This window comes from Bradyrhizobium sp. USDA 4502, from assembly GCF_054063355.1.
Genome location: NZ_JBSSGF010000001.1, coordinates 4,894,557 through 4,912,883 on the forward strand (window position 1 = coordinate 4,894,557; position 18,327 = coordinate 4,912,883).

The 18,327-nt window shown below is 62.4% G+C and carries 16 protein-coding genes and 1 tRNA gene; 4 read left to right on the forward strand and 13 right to left on the reverse strand.

The window, feature by feature from the left end:
- From urtC to ACVW1B_RS22885, 6 genes are all read right to left on the reverse strand, one after another.
- Entirely contained in the window at window positions 1–1,158 is a 1,158-nt protein-coding gene (gene urtC / locus ACVW1B_RS22860) for an urea ABC transporter permease subunit UrtC (protein WP_456822284.1), read from the reverse strand.
- A gap of 5 nt (window positions 1,159–1,163) precedes the next feature.
- On the reverse strand, window positions 1,164–2,057 hold the full coding sequence (urtB, locus tag ACVW1B_RS22865) for an urea ABC transporter permease subunit UrtB (RefSeq protein ID WP_253607646.1): 894 nt from the start codon (window positions 2,055–2,057) through the stop codon (window positions 1,164–1,166).
- A gap of 77 nt (window positions 2,058–2,134) precedes the next feature.
- Window positions 2,135–3,385, reverse strand: a complete 1,251-nt coding sequence (locus tag ACVW1B_RS22870; RefSeq protein ID WP_456792615.1) for a transporter substrate-binding domain-containing protein — start codon at window positions 3,383–3,385, stop codon at window positions 2,135–2,137.
- Between the two features lie 343 nt (window positions 3,386–3,728).
- Complete coding sequence (locus tag ACVW1B_RS22875) at window positions 3,729–4,319, reverse strand: ANTAR domain-containing response regulator (protein ID WP_092083068.1); 591 nt, start codon at window positions 4,317–4,319, stop codon at window positions 3,729–3,731.
- Window positions 4,320–4,334: 15 nt separating this feature from the next.
- Complete coding sequence (locus ACVW1B_RS22880; protein WP_253609930.1) at window positions 4,335–5,486, reverse strand: transporter substrate-binding domain-containing protein; 1,152 nt, start codon at window positions 5,484–5,486, stop codon at window positions 4,335–4,337.
- 196 nt (window positions 5,487–5,682) lie between these two features.
- Complete coding sequence (locus tag ACVW1B_RS22885) at window positions 5,683–6,657, reverse strand: LysR family transcriptional regulator (RefSeq protein WP_456792616.1); 975 nt, start codon at window positions 6,655–6,657, stop codon at window positions 5,683–5,685.
- 25 nt (window positions 6,658–6,682) lie between these two features.
- Between ACVW1B_RS22885 and ACVW1B_RS22890 the strand changes: the two genes are divergently transcribed.
- Together ACVW1B_RS22890 and ACVW1B_RS22895 are read left to right on the forward strand one after the other, a co-directional pair.
- Entirely contained in the window at window positions 6,683–8,311 is a 1,629-nt protein-coding gene (locus ACVW1B_RS22890; protein WP_456822285.1) for a GMC family oxidoreductase, read from the forward strand.
- Window positions 8,312–8,343: 32 nt separating this feature from the next.
- A complete protein-coding gene (locus ACVW1B_RS22895; protein WP_456792618.1) occupies window positions 8,344–9,843 on the forward strand; it encodes a CoA-acylating methylmalonate-semialdehyde dehydrogenase in 1,500 nt (499 codons plus the stop codon).
- A 573-nt stretch (window positions 9,844–10,416) separates the two neighbouring features.
- On the opposite strand, the gene tenA is transcribed toward ACVW1B_RS22895, so the two are convergent.
- From tenA to ACVW1B_RS22925, 6 genes are all read right to left on the reverse strand, one after another.
- Window positions 10,417–11,091 carry a thiaminase II gene (gene tenA / locus ACVW1B_RS22900; protein ID WP_456794116.1) on the reverse strand — a complete coding sequence of 225 codons (675 nt, stop codon included), beginning with the start codon at window positions 11,089–11,091 and terminating at the stop codon, window positions 10,417–10,419.
- A gap of 699 nt (window positions 11,092–11,790) precedes the next feature.
- On the reverse strand, window positions 11,791–12,573 hold the full coding sequence (locus ACVW1B_RS22905) for a C13 family peptidase (protein ID WP_456780052.1): 783 nt from the start codon (window positions 12,571–12,573) through the stop codon (window positions 11,791–11,793).
- 139 nt (window positions 12,574–12,712) lie between these two features.
- A complete protein-coding gene (locus ACVW1B_RS22910) occupies window positions 12,713–13,480 on the reverse strand; it encodes a DeoR/GlpR family DNA-binding transcription regulator (protein ID WP_310880616.1) in 768 nt (255 codons plus the stop codon).
- 151 nt (window positions 13,481–13,631) lie between these two features.
- The gene (gene pdxA / locus ACVW1B_RS22915; protein ID WP_456792619.1) at window positions 13,632–14,630 is read right to left on the reverse strand and encodes a 4-hydroxythreonine-4-phosphate dehydrogenase PdxA; all 999 of its coding nucleotides are present in this window, start codon (window positions 14,628–14,630) and stop codon (window positions 13,632–13,634) included.
- Window positions 14,627–15,934, reverse strand: coding sequence for a four-carbon acid sugar kinase family protein (locus ACVW1B_RS22920; RefSeq protein ID WP_456822286.1), 1,308 nt, complete (start codon window positions 15,932–15,934; stop codon window positions 14,627–14,629). Before ACVW1B_RS22920 ends, pdxA begins: the two co-directional genes overlap by 4 nt.
- Window positions 15,935–15,949: 15 nt before the next feature.
- The gene (locus ACVW1B_RS22925; protein WP_225164475.1) at window positions 15,950–16,990 is read right to left on the reverse strand and encodes a 2-keto-3-deoxygluconate permease; all 1,041 of its coding nucleotides are present in this window, start codon (window positions 16,988–16,990) and stop codon (window positions 15,950–15,952) included.
- 454 nt (window positions 16,991–17,444) lie between these two features.
- Between ACVW1B_RS22925 and ACVW1B_RS22930 the strand changes: the two genes are divergently transcribed.
- Together ACVW1B_RS22930 and ACVW1B_RS22935 are read left to right on the forward strand one after the other, a co-directional pair.
- Window positions 17,445–17,912: a hypothetical protein gene (locus ACVW1B_RS22930; RefSeq protein WP_456780048.1), complete on the forward strand. Its 468-nt coding sequence runs from the start codon at window positions 17,445–17,447 to the stop codon at window positions 17,910–17,912.
- Window positions 17,909–18,148: a hypothetical protein gene (locus ACVW1B_RS22935; protein WP_456780047.1), complete on the forward strand. Its 240-nt coding sequence runs from the start codon at window positions 17,909–17,911 to the stop codon at window positions 18,146–18,148. Before ACVW1B_RS22930 ends, ACVW1B_RS22935 begins: the two co-directional genes overlap by 4 nt.
- Window positions 18,149–18,205: 57 nt before the next feature.
- Here the strand turns inward: ACVW1B_RS22935 and ACVW1B_RS22940 are convergent.
- A tRNA-Ser gene (locus ACVW1B_RS22940) sits at window positions 18,206–18,295 on the reverse strand.
- Between the last annotated feature and the right edge of the window lie 32 nt (window positions 18,296–18,327).

Consider the following 18,327-nt stretch of genomic DNA (forward strand, 5'->3'; position numbering starts at 1 on the left):
TCAAGCCTCCTTCGTTTCGGTGACAGCCGCGCTGGAGACCGGAACGTGAGCAACACGCGGCTTGCCGCGCGCGACCGCGCCAAGCCGTCCGATCAGACCATGCAGGAGCCCACCGAGACCTCGAGGCAGGAACAGCACGGTCAGCACAAAGACCAGGCCAATGATCGCTTTCCAGGCTCCGACCAGCGTCTCCGTTTCACTGATGCCGGCCTCCATCATATTGATCAGAATTGCTCCGACGCACGCGCCCAGGATCGAGGCACGGCCACCCACGGCCGCCCAAACCACCATCGTGACGGAGAAGGCGAGATCCATGAAGGTCGGCGAGGCAAACTGCGCGACGATCACGTAGAGCATGCCCGCCAGGCCGGCGATCGCCGCCGCCACGCAGAAGAAGAACGTCTGGTAGAGCGAGACATCGAAGCCGAGGTAGCGAACGCGCCGCTGGTCGTCCCGCGCCGCCTGCAACACCAGACCGGCCCGGGTCTCGACGATCAGGCGCGTCGCCACCAGGGTCACGGTCAAGATACTCGCGACCAGCCAGTACGTGCCCTTGCTGTAAGGATCGAACTCGAAGCCGAATATCTCAAGCGAGGCGAGGTCCGTCAGCCCATTGAAGCCACCCGTGACCGGTTGCGCGTCGACCAGCACGAGGCGAACGAGGAGCACCAGGGCCAGCGTAATGATCGAGACAAATGGACCTTCGATCCGCTTGCGGAAGACGATGATGCCGAGCAAGGCCGCCACGACCACGGGCAGCACAATTCCCATCACGAGACCAAAGCCCTGATGCTGGAATGGCAGCCAGAGGAATGATGCCTTGTTGATGCAACACAGCTCGGTCGGCGCACCGGGCTCCGCGTTCCAGAGCATGAAGTCCGGTACCGGTCTGTCCGCCCCCTGTTGCAGGCTGGTCGGACTGGCCAGCTTCAACGACATGGCCAGCATGTACGCGCCGAGCCCGAAGAAGAGCCCCTGCCCGAGATTGAGGATACCGGCATAACCCCACGACAGCGCGATCGCGATGCCGAGCATGCCATAGACGAGGAACTTGGCGATCCGGTTCAGTCCGAATTCCTCAACGAACAGCGGCACCGCGAAAATTGCGGCGATGAACAGCGCGTAGGCGCAAAGTGTCAGCTTGCGATCGAGAGTCATGGAGCTCAGCGCCGTTTGAACGAGAAGAGCCCTTCGGGCTTCAGAACGATGACGAGAATTACGGCTGCGAACACCACGGCACGCGCCAGGATGTCGTTGGTCGCCACGGCGACGAGCGCATTGGTCTCGCCGAGAAGTCCGGACGCCATGATCGTGCCGACGAGGCTTCCAAGCCCGCCGGTGACCACGACCATGAAGCCGTCCACGACCATGCTGGAGCCGAGATCGGGCGAGACCCCCTTGAACCCGGACATCATGACGCCGGCGACACCGGCCAATCCCGAACCGTAAGCGAAGGTCAGCGCATTGACCTTCCTCACGTCGATGCCGCACGCGGCCGCCATTTTCGGGTTGCGGATGATCGCTCGGACCTTCATCCCGAGCGAGGTCCGATACATGATGAACCAGGTCAGCGCCGTGAGCACCACGGTCACAAGCACGATGAAGCCGCGATAGGCGTTGAGTTCGACGCCCGCGATGTTGACCGCCCCCTGAAGTTCAGCAGGCACTGCGACGTTCTGCAGACCGGTCCCCAGTCCGTCGATGTGGATTCCCAGGAACGTCAAACCGAACTCGAGCCGGATCGCCTGCTGAATCAGCATGGAGACTCCCCACGTCGCAAGCAGCGTATCGAGAAGCCGTCCGTAGAGGCGGCTCACCACCAGACGTTCGATGATCCAGCCAAGGGCTGCAGCGGCGAGAAATGCGAGCGGTAACGCCACATAGAAGCTGGTCTTCAACCAGATCCCGGAGAGCACGGCCACGTAGGCCCCCGCCATCACGATCTCGCCATGCGCCATGTTGATGACGCCCATGGCGCCATAGGTGATCGCAAGACCGAGCGCGACCAGCAGTAGAATCGAGCCCAGGCTGAGGCCGATGAAAAGAACGTCGATCATGAGGCGTACCGCAATCCAGCACCTGCCGCTGCGAGGGTCCGTGAGGCGGCGATCGCCTCACGGGTTGAATGATGAGCTCAGATCTTGAGCTTCGACGTATCGAGCCCCTTCGAGGTGCAGAAGAGATTCGATTCGGTTTCGCCATAGGCGAAGTACGGAAGCGGCTTGATCGGATGCGGATAGGCATCGACCACCTTGCTCTGGCCGTCCGCCTGCCACTGCCCGATGCGCGGGGTCAGCCAGCAATGCAGATTGTCGGCGTCGATCGTCACCGTGCCGCCGGGCGCCTCGTAGCTCTCGCCGGCGATGCCGGTCCGGATCCCCTGTGCGCTGAGATCCTTGGTCTTCTCCACCGCCTGCTTCCACAGGAACACCTGGAAATAGGCGGCTTCCAGCGAATGGTAGGTGACCTGCTTCGGATCGTTGACGAACTTGCGGAAACGCTCGATGAAGATCTTGTTGCCGGGCATGTCGAGCGACATGAAATACGGGAACGAGGTATAGCTGCCGGCGGCGTAATCCGCGCCCATGGCGGCGATCTCGATCTCCGACGTCACCGTCGCGCAAATCGGAATCTCGGCCTGCGAGATGCCCTGGTTCTTGAATTCCCGATAGAATGCGATGATGGAGTCGCCGACGACGTTGGACAGCACCACGTCCGCACCCGACTCCTTGATCTTCTTCACCATGACCGCCCACTCGGAATGGCCGAGCTCGAGATATTCGTCGGCCACCCATTGGGCGCCTGCGGCCTCGATCAGCTTCTTGGAGACCTTGGCCATCTCGCGCGGGTAGATGTAGTTCGAACCGACGATGAAGAACTTCTTCTTGCCCAGGGTCTTCACGATCCACGGGATGTAGTTCGCGAGCTGATGGTTCGGCACGGCGCCGGAATAGATCACGTTGCGCGAGCACTCGAAGCCTTCGTAATGGGTCTGGTAGAACAGCATTGCACCGCGCTTCTCGAAGATCGGCAGCACAGCCTTGCGGCTCGCCGAGGTGTGGCAGCCAAAGACCGTCATGATCTTGTCCTTGACGATCAGCTTGGAGGCCTTTTCGGAGAACGTCTTCGGATCGGACGCGCCGTCCTCGACGACCACCTCGACGGGACGACCAAACACGCCGCCCGCGGCATTGATCTCGGCGACGGCCATCGAGACGCCGTTGGCGAGAAGCTTCTCCGCCACGGCCAGATTGCCTGTTTGCGAATAGAGCGCGCCGACCTTGATCGGTTCGGCGGCAAAGGCACGGCTCGCGATCTGCGGCGCGGCAAGACTGGCCGAGCCGAGTGCGGCGGCTTTCAGAAGATGACGGCGACTTACGTTCATAGAACTTCCCCTGTTTCCAAAAGTCGATGAAAGCGGAAAAACATCCGTCTCCCTTCGTCCCGCGCCGGCGAACTTCCGCCAGCACCCGCCGGGATCAAGGCGAGCGCCATCGGTCGAACAAACATGTCGACGTGACGATCATCTCGAGGTGAATGGGCTGACGGCCTTGTCAGCAGGCAAACAAAAAACCCGCACCATCCTCGGTCAGAGGACTGGGCGGGCTTCATCGCCGCAGTGTAACGCGGCTTGCGCGCTACACACCTAGAACATGGCCTCAAGGATTGAGGGGATGCGCCAGGAACATCTGTTTCAGATGTTGCCGGATACAAGCATCGTTTTTTATCTAACGCAAGAGCGTTTCGGAATTAATGACCGCGTTCGCGATCTCGTCGATCGGAAGACGCTGCGCCATCGCCTCCTGACGCAACTTCGCGTAGGCATCCTGCTCGTTCAAATTGTTTGCCGCCATCAGAATCGCCTTGGCGCGCGCGATCTTCTGATCGCCGAGAACCTTCCTCTTGTACTTGCGCGCTTCCTTCAAAAGGCGTTGCCGCTGCAGCCAGAGATTGCGGGCAATGGCGAGATTGGTGAGCAAGCCAAACGGCTTGATCGGTCGCTCGATCACGGACAACGCCCCGCTCTCGAGCACCATTTGCAGCATCGATGGATTCTCGTAGCTCACAATGGCGAGGATGGTCGGCGGCGGATTCGGCATCGACCTCAGCAATTGCCCGATTTCCTCGCGCGCCTCGTCTTCCATCGAGAGAAAGACGATATCGCATCCCTGCGGCACCGACGGCGGCACCGGCCACAACAGGTTCGCCATGCACCCGATGCGGCGCAGATGCTCGACGAGCCGTTCGCCATCGGCATCGAATGGATGAATCACAGCGACATCGAGATCGCGAAGGTCCTTGAGAAGAGCGACAGACATGGAGTTCGGCCTCGCTCAGTAGGACAGTGCCCATGCACTCCCCGATTCGTGCTGGAAGCGGACTTCCAGCATGAACGGGTCGGGTGCCACCCTCACGCCGGCGTCGTGAACGACGCGATAATTTCCGGTGGCATCGACGCGTGCCACGCGCGGCCATAGATGCGTGTGGTTGGTGTTACCGTCGATCCGGACCGGTCCTTGCGGCGCGTCATACTCCACTTCCCAGAGCGACCGCAGCAGCTCTTCGAGATGATCGCTACGACTGCGCTCCAATGCCGCCGCGAAGAGGTGAACCGAGAAGTAAGCCGCTTCCGCCGGCGCCGTCACCGGCCAATCGTTCCCCACCCGCTTGTGATAGGCCGCAACGAACGCGCGGGCCGCCGGCGTATCGACGGACTGAAAGAATGGCGCCGCCGTGACGTGGCCTTCGGCAACATCGGGCCGCATGAGAACGACGTCGGCCTCGCTGGTCGATTGACTGGCGATCGGAAGCTGCCGGCCGTCAAATCCGGCCTCCTTGAAGGCGGTGTAGAACGGCACGATGCCGGCGCCGACGATGGTGGAGTAGATCACGTCGGGTCTGGTGGCGCGCACCCTGTCGAGGATCTTTGCGATGTGGCCGGCGGTCAGATTGAGCGGCACATACATTTCTTCGACCGAGTGACCTCCGGCACCCGCAAACAGGTCCGCGATGATCCGGTTCGATTCGTAAGGGTAGACGTAATTCGACCCCACCAGAAATACGCGACTGCCGTGGTTCCTGGTGAGATAATCCACCAGCTGAACCGAATTCTGATTGGGAGCTGCGCCGGTATAGATGCAGTGGCGCGAATACTCGAAGCCCTCGTAGAGCGTCGGATAGAACATCAACGCGCTCCGCGCTTCGACGATCGGCAGCATCGCCTTTCGGGTACTCGACATGTGCCCGCCGAAGATGACGCGCACCCGATCCTCGTCGAGCAACTTCACCGTCAGCTCGCGGTAGCGGGACGGTGTCGACGCGGGATCGTAAGCCACCGGCTCGATGCGCCGTCCGCAGACTCCGCCCGCGGCATTGATTTCATCGATCGCAAGAAGCGTAGCCGCCCGCTGCGTGCGCTCGATCGCACCGGTCACTCCGGTCTCAGAAAACAAGACACCGACGCGCCAAGTCTCCATATCCATCAGCGTTCACCCAAAAAAAATGGTCCCCGTCCCCCTTAGCAGAGGTCGAGAACCACACTGTTCGCGTTCAGGGCGATCTCGACCATGCGAGCCGCATCCAAAGTATGTCAGAGGCCGGGACTCGTTGCAATGCAGCAACCGTAAAAACTTCGGCCATGACGAATGCGAGCCGCCGCACGAAATACGACGGGCGTCCAATTCATCGCAGGAAGGACCTGCGGTCGGACCGAACCGCGGCAGCGACCGCCTCGAGCACCACGCGGACGCGGCGAAGTCGACGGGTATCATCGTGGACAGACATCCAGTAGCTGCGCGTTGCCTGGAATTTGTCCCCGAGCAGAACCTTCAACCCCGGTCGCTCGCGAGCGAGATAACGCGGCAGAACGCCGATAGCCGCGCCGCTGACCACCGCGTCGACCTGTGCGATCACACTGCTGGTGCGGATCGTCGGCACGACTTCCACACCGTCACCCAGGTCAAGAAAGTTGAGCTGCTGGGTAAAAAGGAGCTCGGGGATGTACCCGACGAAGACGTGCTTTCTGAGATCCTGCAGTGACCTCGGACGGCCCATCCGCTGGAAGTAGATATCCGAACCATAGAGGTCGAGCGTGTAGTCGGTCAGCTTTTGAGCCGCGACCTGCCCCGCCACCGGCCGGTCAAGCGTGATGGCGATGTCGACCTCGCGTGCCGCCAACGAATAGGTCCGCGGCAAGGCGACCAGTTCGATTTCGAGCTCGGGATGCGCGGCGGACAACAGGAAGATCTTGCTGCCGAGATATCCGGCCCCCAGCCCTTCGGGCGCACCAATCCGAACGCGCCCATTCACCACTGATTGCGCGTCGGCTAACCCCGCGATGTCGCGCAGGATGATCGACTCCAGTTCCTCCGTGATGTCCGCGAGCCGGCGGCCTTGCTCGGTCACCGCCGTCCGCCGCCCCGCCCTTTCGACCAACGGCATCCCGACCGACCGCTCGAGGCGGAGGACACGACGTCCGACCGTTGAATCGTCGATGCCGAGCAGTTTCGCGGCCTCGGACATCCGGCCGCTCCGCGTTACCTGGAGGAAGACTCGCAGATCATCCCAATCCATTCGGGGCTCTCGCATTTTTGCAAATAGAAGTCGCAGTTTCTGGCATTGAGAGCACAAATCCGCCATGCCATCCAGCGGCAACATTGCGCGGAGAGAGAAGAGAGGCCTGATGCGGATCGACGGGGATTTTGACTATGCGGTTGTCGGTGCAGGCACCGCAGGCTGCATCGTCGCAAACCGGCTGTCCGAAGACCCGCGCAACCGCGTCCTTCTGCTCGAAGCAGGCGGGAGGGACAACTGGATCTGGTTTCACATTCCGGTCGGCTATCTGTTTGCCATCGGAAATCCGCGCGCCGACTGGATGTTCAAGACGGACCCGGAGCCGGGATTGAATGGACGCGCGCTGGCCTATCCCCGCGGCAAGGTGATCGGCGGCTCGTCCGCGATCAATGCGATGATCTCGATGCGCGGCCAGGCAGCGGACTACGACGGATGGCGTCAGCTCGGCTTGGAGGGCTGGGGCTGGGATGATGTGCTGCCGGAATTTCGCAATCTCGAAGATCACTTCATGGGCGCGAGCGACCTCCACGGCACGGGAGGCGGCTGGCGGATCGAGCCGCCGCGCGTGTCGTGGCCGGTTCTCGACGCCGTGGCGACGGCCGCCGAGGACATGGGCATTTCGCGCAGCCTGGATTTCAACACCGGTGACAACGAGGGCGCCGGCTACTTCCACGTCAACCAGAAGCGCGGACGACGATGGTCCTCTGCGCGAGGCTTTTTGAAGCCGGCCTTGAGCCGACCAAACCTCCGCCTCGAGACCAATGTCTGCGTGGACAGGCTCCGTATCGAAAACCGTCGCGTGACCGGCCTGCGTCTGGTCCGAGACGGTCAATCCGTCGATGTCGCTGCCAAGCGGGAAGTCATCCTGTGTGCCGGCGCGCTCGGCTCCGTGCAGATCCTGCATCGCTCCGGCGTAGGACCCGCCGACTGGCTCCGCCCGTTGGGTATCGAGATTGCGCTTGATGGTCCGGGCATCGGACACAACCTGCAGGATCATCTTCAGCAGCGCGCGATCTACAAGGTCAGCGGCATTCGCACATTGAACGAAACGTACCATTCGCTTGGCCGCCGCGCCCTCATGGGGCTCGACTACGTCTTCCGCCGGCGCGGCCCGCTCACCATGGCGCCTTCACAGCTCGGCATCTTCACCCGATCGAGCCCCACGCATGAGAGAGCCAATATCCAGTTTCACATCCAGCCTCTCTCGCTCGACAAGTTCGGCGAACCGCTGCACCGCTTTCCTGCGATCACGGTCGCCGCCTGCAATCTTCGGCCGACATCACGGGGCACGGTCCGGATCGAGTCCAGCAGCCCCAATGCCCCGCCACGCATCGCGCCAAATTATCTTGCCACGCCCGAGGACCGGCTCGTCGCGGCGGACGCCATTCGGGTCACCCGCACGCTGATGCGCCAGCCGGCGCTCGCTCGTTACGCACCCGAGGAATTTCTGCCCGGCCCGTACGTCGCCGACGATGACGTGTCACTCGCGCACGCTGCCGGCGACATTGGCACGACCATCTTTCATCCGGTCGGCACCATCAGGATGGGGCCCGAGGCGGATCCGCTGTCACCGCTTGACGCGCGCCTTCGCATGCGAGGCATCGACGGGCTCCGGGTCATCGACGCCTCGATCATGCCCACCATCACATCGGGAAATACCAACACCCCAACCGCAATGATCGCGCGCAAGGGCGCCAGCATGGTGCTCGACGACGCGGATCGGTCCCGCATCGCCTAGCCGCCATTCGTTTCATCGAGGAGACTCCGCAAATGACCCATCCCGTTCCGCATTTCATCAATGGCGCCCCGGTCACGTCTTTGCACGGCCGTGCCGCGCCGATCTACAATCCTGCGACAGGCGAGCAATCCGGGACCGTGCCGCTTGCCGGCGCCGACGATGTCGCTTCGGCGGTCGCGGCCGCACGGACCGCCTTTCCCGACTGGGCCAAGTCTCCGCCGCTGCGGCGCGCGCGCATCCTCAATCGTTTCCTCCGTATCCTCGAGGAACGGCTCGATGAGCTCGCGGCCGTGATCACGTCAGAGCATGGCAAGGTTTTTTCCGACGCAAAGGGGGAAGTACAGCGCGGAATGGAAGTCGTGGAGTTTGCCACCGGCGCGCCACAGCTTTTGAAGGGCGAGATCACCGAGAACGTCGGCACGCGCGTCGACAGTCATTCGTTGCGCCAGCCGCTCGGGGTCGTCGCGGGCATCACGCCGTTCAATTTCCCGGCGATGGTTCCGATGTGGATGTTTCCGGTGGCACTTGCCTGCGGCAACACATTCATCCTGAAACCCTCCGAGAAGGTTCCCTCCGCGTCCATCCTCCTGGCGCAATGGTTGAAAGAGGCCGGGCTGCCGGACGGCGTGTTCAACGTCGTTCACGGCGACAAACAAGCGGTCGACGCGCTGTTGACGCATCCTGATGTCGCAGCGGTGAGCTTCGTTGGCTCGACACCTGTCGCACGATCGATCCACGAAACTGCAACTCTGCACGGAAAGCGCTGCCAGGCTCTGGGCGGTGCCAAGAACCATATGATCATCATGCCGGATGCCGACATGGACCAGGCTGTCGACGCGCTCATGGGCGCGGCCTATGGCTCGGCCGGCGAACGCTGCATGGCGATTTCGGTTGCGGTCCCTGTCGGCGAGACGACGGCAAAGACCTTGCTCGAAAAGCTCGTACCCCGGATTCATGCGTTGAACATCGGTCCAGGCATGGACCCGGAGAGCGAGATGGGTCCGCTTGTCAGCCAGCAACATCGCGACAAGGTACGAGGCTACATTGATGCCGGCGTCGCCGAAGGTGCGACGCTGCTGGTGGATGGTCGTGAATTTCGCCGCCAGGGTTACGAGAAAGGCTACTTCACCGGCGGCACGCTGTTCGATCGCGTCACATCCGATATGACGATCTACCGCGAAGAGATATTCGGACCGGTCCTAACGGTCGTACGCGCCTCGTCTTATGACGAGGCCGCCGCCCTGATCAACGCGCACCAGTTCGGCAATGGCACCGCGATCTTTACGCGCGACGGCGACGCGGCACGCGAGTTTGCCAACCAGATCCAGGTCGGGATGGTCGGCATCAATGTGCCGATTCCTGTTCCGATGGCTTTCCATTCATTTGGTGGCTGGAAAGCCTCCCTGTTCGGCGATCACCACATGCACGGACCAGAAGGCGTGCGGTTCTATACCAGGTTGAAGACGATTACGACGCGCTGGCCGACCGGTATTCGCAGTGGCGCGGAGTACGTGATGCCAACGTTGGGATGAAGGGCAAGCGGCCAAATAGCGCGGCAACCAAGACGTGAGCTACAGGCACCTGATGTGGGCATCACCGTTGATCGACTAGCAGCAGCTGAAGGTTCATAGCCAACATTGGCGCGTCGTCAGGAAGTTCACAGGTGGGGGTATCGGTCGTGCGGTACTCGTCCGCTAAGTACCCTCGTTGTCGGACACCCGCTTTTGGCGGACCGATGGATGCTCCGGTCGCCGTTGTCGGGATGCACCGTGGTGTGGCGATGCCACGAAAGATGATGGTCGGCACTTGAGGCCTGCCATCCGCGATTGATTTTGATTCAGCTCCCCGTGGCCGATTCGGCGCCGGATCCGATGACGCGAACGTCATCGGAGACAGGTCGGAGCGTTCGCATTTGCTACGATTTCAAAGCGTTGCAAAGCCGAGCCGCACTGCAAAGTGCACTTCGGAACCACCCGTGCTCTTCAGCGTGGCCAAGTGTCCAAAATGATCAAAGAGAGCCCAGTTGAGACCAAATCTGCGGATAGCTTTGCCAACAAATTTGAACCGATGACCTTCAGGTTATAAGCCTGACAATTTCCGAAGCGCTATTCGACACGCTGGCCCGCGCGCCAGCCCATCTCCCAGAAGTCTGCCTCGAGACGAGTAGCTTCCTTGAAGATCGCAATCAGCTCTGCCTCGCCGGCCGGGGTGGCGTAGAGATCAGCGAGACGTTCCAAGTGTGCTCCCGCTTTCGCCGCGACCTCTTGGTATGGCGCACCAGCGTACTCGGCAATCCACACGCGATAGGGGTTCGTCGCAGCGTTCGCATCGGGTTGTGCAGCCAGCCGCTTCGCGATCTCCGCGTACCCGATCACGCATGGGGCCAGCGCCACCTTGAGTGCCAGCAGATCGCCGCGCATTCCAGCATCCAACACGTAGCGAGTATAGGCTAGCATCTCGGCCGCCGGAGGGGTCTGTTCAAGGTCGCTTGGGGACAGACCCCAACCGGCACAGAGTGTCACATGAAGGTTCATCTCGACATCAAGGATGGCCGAAAGACCGGCCGCTGCTTCACGCATGTCGGCAAGCTTGGGCGATTTGTAGACCGAGAGCGCGTAGGCGCGCGCGAACTCGATGAGGAACAAGTAATCCTGAGCAAGATAATAACGAAATGCCGGTTCGGCGAGCGAGCCGTCTGCCAATCCGTTCGTGAAGGGATGCTCGGTGTAGGCGCGCCACTCAGCAGATGCCTCTGTCTTTAGACGCTCCCAGAAACTCACGTTATGTTTCGCCTGGCTTGTCATGAACCGCTTTTGATTACTTCCCATAGCCTGCATTATGAGGCTGACCTTGGCCGGCCGCGGCGATCTGCCGGCACGCTACCGTATGGAGGTCGCTTGCCGTCGATCGCTGGGCTTGAGTGTGTTCTCACGTTATCACCTACAGAACGCAACGTCCTGGTCCAAGATTCGACTACAGACAATCCGCACCAGTTTCGCGCCAATAACAACCCGCACGAAGGGTGGCGAACGTGGTCGAATTCGACGAAAAGGCAGAAAACTTAACAGCGGCGACGATTGTCCCACCGCTCATAACGGTCTGGTTGCAGGTTCGAGTCCTGCCGGGTCCACCAATGAGATCAATAGCTTACTTCGTTCTCGTTGCCCGCAGCGCGACGACCGCACCAGAAACCGCACCAGATACGTGCGCAACGGCGTCAGGTAAGCTCACCTGCTGATGAGTGGACGCGACAGTGCCATCCACGATCCTCGCCTTCGGCCGACGGAGAGGCACCGACAGAAGCAGTCTCTCCCTTTGGCGGTGAAGTCGGCTATCTCCGGCAAAGCGGAAGTCAGCCATAACGCCAATCAAGTCCGCTAAGGGGCCCAGTAGCAGACATGCGGCGCGATGCGGTGACCAGATCAACATGGACGAGGTGGACGGCACCCACAGGCGCCGGCCGCAAACGCGGCCGGTCCTCAAGGACGCGCAATGAGCAACGGCTGCACGTTTGCGCCGCCTGCCATCAGGGGATTCGACGGCTCGAAGCGAGCGCGCAGTTCTCGCTGCTGGACGAGCGAGCGTGCAACGACAAAGGCGTTCTTCAGGCTTCTGGCTTGCCGGAGTGCGACATTGAAAAAGGCGTTGCCGAAGTAGGTCCACTTGGCTTTGTCCCGACAGCCGAACGATGAATGGTCGGCATCGGCCGCGGTGATGACCAACGTATCGGGGTTCGCGAGACGAGGGATAAAGACCCCGGAATAACAGGCAGAGATGACCACCACCTTGTATCGCATGCCGGTCCGCGCCAGCATGGCGGCGAGATGGGGCGGCGTGAGCGTTTGCGTAAGCCGCCCGGCTTTGATTGCAAGCCCGTCGGGGGAGCCGTGCGAGGTGAGAATCAAGAACAGAACATCATTCTCGGCGTCCATCCCATTGGCCGCCGCCTGCAAGGACTTAGCCAGGCCTTCAATCGTTGCACCTCCGCCTTTCTTCGAATTGAATTGCACGTTGACTGGGCCGCTCCCGAAACGACCCGCTACGACCTGTGCTGCGCCGGTCGCCTCGCGTCTAAACACGCCCTGATCGCCGAAAAGGCCGAACGACACCACGCTCACCTTGCGAGCGTCCTCAACGGCGTGCACCGGCGAAGCCAACGGCGCGACGGTCAAAACAAAAGCGACGAGCGGCGCGCCAAGCCGGCTGATCCAAGAGCCGATCCAAGTGCCGTTCCAAGAACCACTCCAAGACTTGCACGCCATGGCGAACCTCGTTTGGTGATCGCCACCTAGCATATGGCGATTCAAGTTGACGGCATTGCGCCCCGGTTCAGCGATTCCTTGCGCAACCCCGCCTCGGTCGATATTTTTCTCCGATCACGCGAAAAATTGCGATGCCGGCTCAGCGAACGCCGGCAACGATCACGCGCGCTCCCGCGTCGGCGAGACGCTTGCACTGCTCCTCAGATGCGCCGACATCAGTCACCAGAGTCCAGCGCGGCGGCAGCGGCGCCCAGGCCATCTGTTCGGCGCGGCCGAGCTTGCTGGCGTCGGCGAGAACGATGACTTCCTTCGACTGCTGCATCATCAGCGACTTCAGTGCGACCTGTTCGAGATCCGCTTCGCACAGGCCACGGCCATTCACCACGCCGTCGGCGCTCATGACGGCGCGGTCCGCGGTCATGCGGCGCAGCGCCTCATTGGCGAGCGGCCCCATGGTGCTCATGCTGGTGGTGCGCAGCGCGCCGCCCAGCACCACAAGCTCTATGCTCGGAGCCTTGGCGAAGAAGGGCAGCAGCGCAAGATTGTTGGTGATGATGCGCAGCCGCCGATGCTGCAGCAGTCGGCCGAAGGCTGCGACCGTCGAGCCGGCATCGAGAATCAGCGTGTCGCCGTCCTCGATCAGATCGATCGCCGCGCGCGCGATCGCCTGCTTCTGTTTGCCCTGAACCGCGAGGCGCTGCTCGAGCGTCGTCTCATTCGCGTGGGCGGTGAGAATGGCGCCGCCATAGGTGCGGCGCACGGCATTGTTCCTGGAAAGATGCTGCAAGTCGCGCCGCACGGTGGAAGCGGAGACGTCGAAGCGCCGCGCGAGATCGTCGACATCGATCTCTCCCGCGTTCAGTGCTTCCAACAGACGAGCGTGACGCTCCTTGCTGCGCATCGACATCGAACCTCAGCCCCCGGATTCATTGCCGTCAGCCGAGCTCGACCGTATCGGCTTCGCGGCACGGCCGATGCATACCACGATGTATCGACCGCGCAATGTCAGCGCTTAACGCGCATCTCGCTCCTCATCCTGAGGAGCCCGCGCAGCCCCCTCAAGCCGCCTTCTTCGGCGCGAGATCGACCGCCTGCCGCAGCGCTTCGATCAGGCTGCGCTCGTCGGCGATGCCCTTGCCCGCGATGTCGAAGGCGGTCCCGTGATCGACCGAGGTGCGGATCACCGGCAGACCAACAGTGATGTTCACGCCGGCTTCCAGCCCCAGCACCTTGATGGGTCCATGGCCCTGATCGTGATACATCGCGACCACCATGTCGTAGTCGCCGCGGCCGGCCAGGAAGAACAGCGTGTCGGCAGGCAGGGGGCCGTGCACGTCCCAGCCCTTGCGCTGACAGGCTTCCACGGCCGGCGCGATCTTCGCGGCTTCCTCGCCGCGACCGAACAACCCGTTCTCGCCGGCATGCGGATTGATGGCGCAGACGCCGATCTTCGGATTGACGACGCCGGCGCGCACCAGCACGTCATGCCCGCGTGCGATGACACGCTCGACGAGGCCAGGCTCGATCTTCTCGATCGCATCGAGCAGGCCGATATGCGTGGTCACGTGAATGACGCGGAGTTTCGGCGACACCAGCATCATCGATACTTCCGGCGTGCCGGTCAGATGCGCCAGGAGCTCGGTATGGCCGGGATATTTGTGGCCGGCCGCATGCAGCGCTTCCTTGGAAAGCGGCGCGGTGCAGATGCCCTGCGCGAGCCCTGCCTGCACCACCTGCACGGCTTTCTCGATGTAGCGATATGCCGCCTCACCTGCCGTCGCCGACACCATGCCGAACGGCAGATCGTCTGGCACCAGCTTCAGGTCAACGCACTGCACGGCCTTCGAAGCAAAATTCGCCTGCTTCGCGTCGCTCAACGCATCGACCTCAAGCGGCACGCCGACGATCTGACCGGCCTTGCGCAGACGGTTGGAGTCGCCGATCACCAGCGCATTGCAGATCGCCTGCACCTGCGGCTGCGCCAGCGCCTTCATGATCACCTCGGGCCCGATACCGGCCGGATCTCCCATGGTGATCGCAATGGTCGGACGAGTCATATGAAACTTCCTCTGGTTCGGACGGCGCGAAGCCGCTCGCTGATGCGGATGAGGCTGTTCTCGTCACCGAACGCGCCCGCTTTGGTGGCGATCGGAACAGACAATCGGCCAAGAGTAAGGCCGAGCGACACGCCCGGCTCGATTTCGTCGGCAAGACGGATGCCGTTGACGCCGAAGCGCGACAGCATCGCCGCGGCGGTTTCGCCGCCGGTCGCAGCGAAGGCGCCGATCGCGGGTGCGACGGCCTCAAGAGCGTCGGCGAGCCCCTTGGCGAGCTGCGGGCCGAGCGACATGTCGGGGTGATCATCCATCATGATCTCAACCAGTGTATCGCCGCCGCCGGCAAGTCGTTTCATCACGTCCGCGGCGAGCGCCGCCCGGCCGGCACCATCGTTGAGCAGCGTCTCCGGCGCGACCGGGAAATGCGCCACGGTGCCGGTCGCCTCCAGCTCGCGCGCGGCGGCGCGAGATGCGCCGGCGAGCGAGCCCACCACGATCAGGGTGCCGGATGCGCTCGTCGGAATGCGCAGCGGCTCGACGCCATGGCTCACTTCGAGGCCGGCCTGCGCGTGCGCGAGGCCGGCGCTGCCGATGAAGAAGGTTGCGGGCGATGCATGCAGGCTCGCCTCCGCGATCAAACGCAGATCGTGTTCAGTCTCGGCGTCGCAGGCCGCGACCACGTCGCCCTCCCGGGCGAGCCTCGCGAACGTGGCTTTGAGATCGCCACCGCGCACGGCAGCGAGCTTGACCTTCTCACCGCGAACGCCCGCGGTCGCGAGAACGTCGACAAGATCGGCATTCGGGTAGGTGTGGTCGCGGTGCCAGACCTCGGCCTCCTCGAGGGGGCGGCCTCTGACCAGGATACGCCCGTCGATGGTGGTCCGGCCGGTGGCCGGAAAGGCCGGCGCGAACACGCCAAAGGCCGGACCCGACCGTGACTTGAGATGCGCAAGCGCGGCGGCAGTCTCCGCTGCAGGTTGCCCCCGCAGCGTCGAGTCAATCTTCTTGAAAAGAATACGTCCGCCTTCGCAAAGGCGCGCCAGCACATCGGCATGGCGGGCTGCAGCGGCCCCGGCCGAAAGGCCTCGACTCGCGGCATCGTAGGCCAGGACGGGCAGCTGGTAGCCCGACGCGTCGGTCACCTCACCCCACGTCACCGCAGCCGCACGCCCCCTTCTGCCGAAGGCGATCGCACAGTCCGCGGCACCGGTGAGATCGTCAGCGACGATCAGCCAGCTTTGGCTTGACGCGTTTTCTTGACGCGAACCGGTATCCACTTCGCTCGAAAACGCTTTAGGGGCCATCTTCAGCGACCTGCTTCAGTGACTTGCCTCAGTGACAACCGAGCGCGCCGCGGGGGGCATCTTGCCGGCAGAAGCCACGTTGTTCTCTTCTGCAGGCTCCTCGACGTCGCGACCAACAACGCGGGCTGTCCAGGCGGTGACGATCGGCACGAGGATTGCGGTAACCACGACGCACGCCGCGACGAGGATAGTCGCCGGCCGCGCCGCGTCCGCATAGGCTGGATTCGCCGCGGCGACAATCGCCGGGACGGCCGCCGCATTACCGGCCGTCGAGGCCGCCGCAACACCCGCGACACCATTCCCGCCAGTGATGCGATCGGCGAGGAACAGCGGGATGCCGGTCACAACCACCACGGCCACTCCCATGCCGAGGCCGAGCAGGCCGGCCTGCCAAACCTTCGACAGATCGAGGCCGGCGCCGAGCGCGAAGGCGAAGAACGGGATCATCACAGGCACCGCGCGGCTCAGGAAGTCGCGCATCTCTCTGTCGAGATTGCCGATGATCATACCCACCACCAGAGGCAGGATAGCGCCCACAAGGGTCTGCCATGGAAATGCCGAGAGGCCGGCGACGCCCAAAGTGATCATAGTGAGGAAAGGACCGCTCTCCAGCGACATGACAGTATAGGCGCCGACGTCACGCGGACGTCCATATTGGCCCATCAACGCCATATAGAGACCGCCATTGGTGTCGTTCATGGCGGCAACGATCGCGAGCGTCGAGACACCCGCGAACATGCCAGCTGCGACCGGTGTCTCTCCCAAAATGCGGCCGAAGATCAGGCCGAGGACAACGGCCACGCCAACCTTCACGATCAGCAGGGTGCCGCCCTTCTTCACAATGTAGGGGGTCGCGCGGAAGTCGATGCTCGCGCCCATGCAAACGTAGAACACGGCGAGAATTGTCAGCGCGCCAGAGAACAGTGCGCCGGTGAAGGAGCCAAAAAACTTCGGGGTATCGGGAAAGAAGGTGGCAATAAGCGCCCCGACCAACAGAGGGACCACCATCATCCCGCCCGGCACGCTCTCGATCGCCCGCTTAATTGGAACCTGCATTTCTGTTGTCCTCCCGCACACCGCGCACTTCCGATCATTTTGCGCGTTTTGCTATAAAAACGAGCAAACGGTGGCCGTATATGCTCATATCGCGCAGTATTCAAGACCTATTGCGCATTTTGCGCAAAACTGACCCGATCATTCGCTCCGTCAGATGCGATTGATTTTGCTCGCGGGAGAATGCCAGGGAATTGGGTCATGAGAGGTTGGGCATGGTGCTCATCGCGCAGATGCTCGAAACGCTTACTTGGGGCAACACCCACCGAAGCCCCGACCGTCGCATGCTTCGGCCGCAAGGGTGCCCGGCCGGGCCCTCGCCCGCAGGCGGGACACCGCCTCGGCCAGCGGAACGTCGGCCTGTAAGTCGTCGCGCTCGCGCAGGCTCTCTTCGGGCGCTAGTACGAAACCTCCCAAGACCGCTCTGAGATTGCCTCGGTATTGCAGGCGAAAGCCGTTGCGCAACGGCCGATGGGCCTACTTCTTCGAGCCTCCAACGTGGGCACGTGCGCAAGGGTGTCACGTCAAGGCGAAGGGACTCGGTGAGAACTACAATGCGGCCGTTGAGCGCGCCGAGTACGTTCTTCTGCCGGCCTTCGACAGCTGGCGGTCTCACGGGCTGACGGAGTGGTTGCAGCGCGAGGAGCATGTCGTCGGAGCTTTTGAGATTTCGCACTACCGCCCCAAGGAGCGGCCCAATAGCGTGAAGATCGTGCATCCGAAGAACGGCGAGGAAGCCTGGTGGCCGCTTTTCGATGATCGGGGCGAATCACTTTTCCCCGAACTGATGGCCGAGCTCGATGCCATCAAGCAGGTCACGGTTTCGGGTCTGGTCTTCAGGCGCGATCACGCGCACCGCAAGTCGCGTACTCCGCCACCGTGGATACTGAGCGCACGGACCTCCGCTACCTGCGCAGCGTCGTGAAGGACATTGTCGCCGCGGCCGGCATTCGATCCGAGCTTTCATTCACCTCGTTCCGCCACGGCGGCTTCACCGAGGGTGCCGACAGCGACCTGACCGACGCGGAACTGCGCGCAGCCGGCCGCCACAGGTCTGCACGGCAATTGCCGATCTATGCAAAGCGGACCCGTAAACAGCTGATCTCGGGGACCCGGAAGCGCCGCGAGAAGCGAACAAAAGCAGCCGGTTTGTCGGAATAGACGCGGCCGTTTGTCGGAATGACAACTACGAGGGCTAACCTAAGCTATTGAAAAGCTTGGTGGGCGCACCAGGGCTCGAACCTGGGACCCGCTGATTAAGAGTCAACCATGGATTGAGAACAATCAATGACTTGCCGGTCGCATCCCCGGGCTTGTCCGACCGAAAATGGGCATCCGTC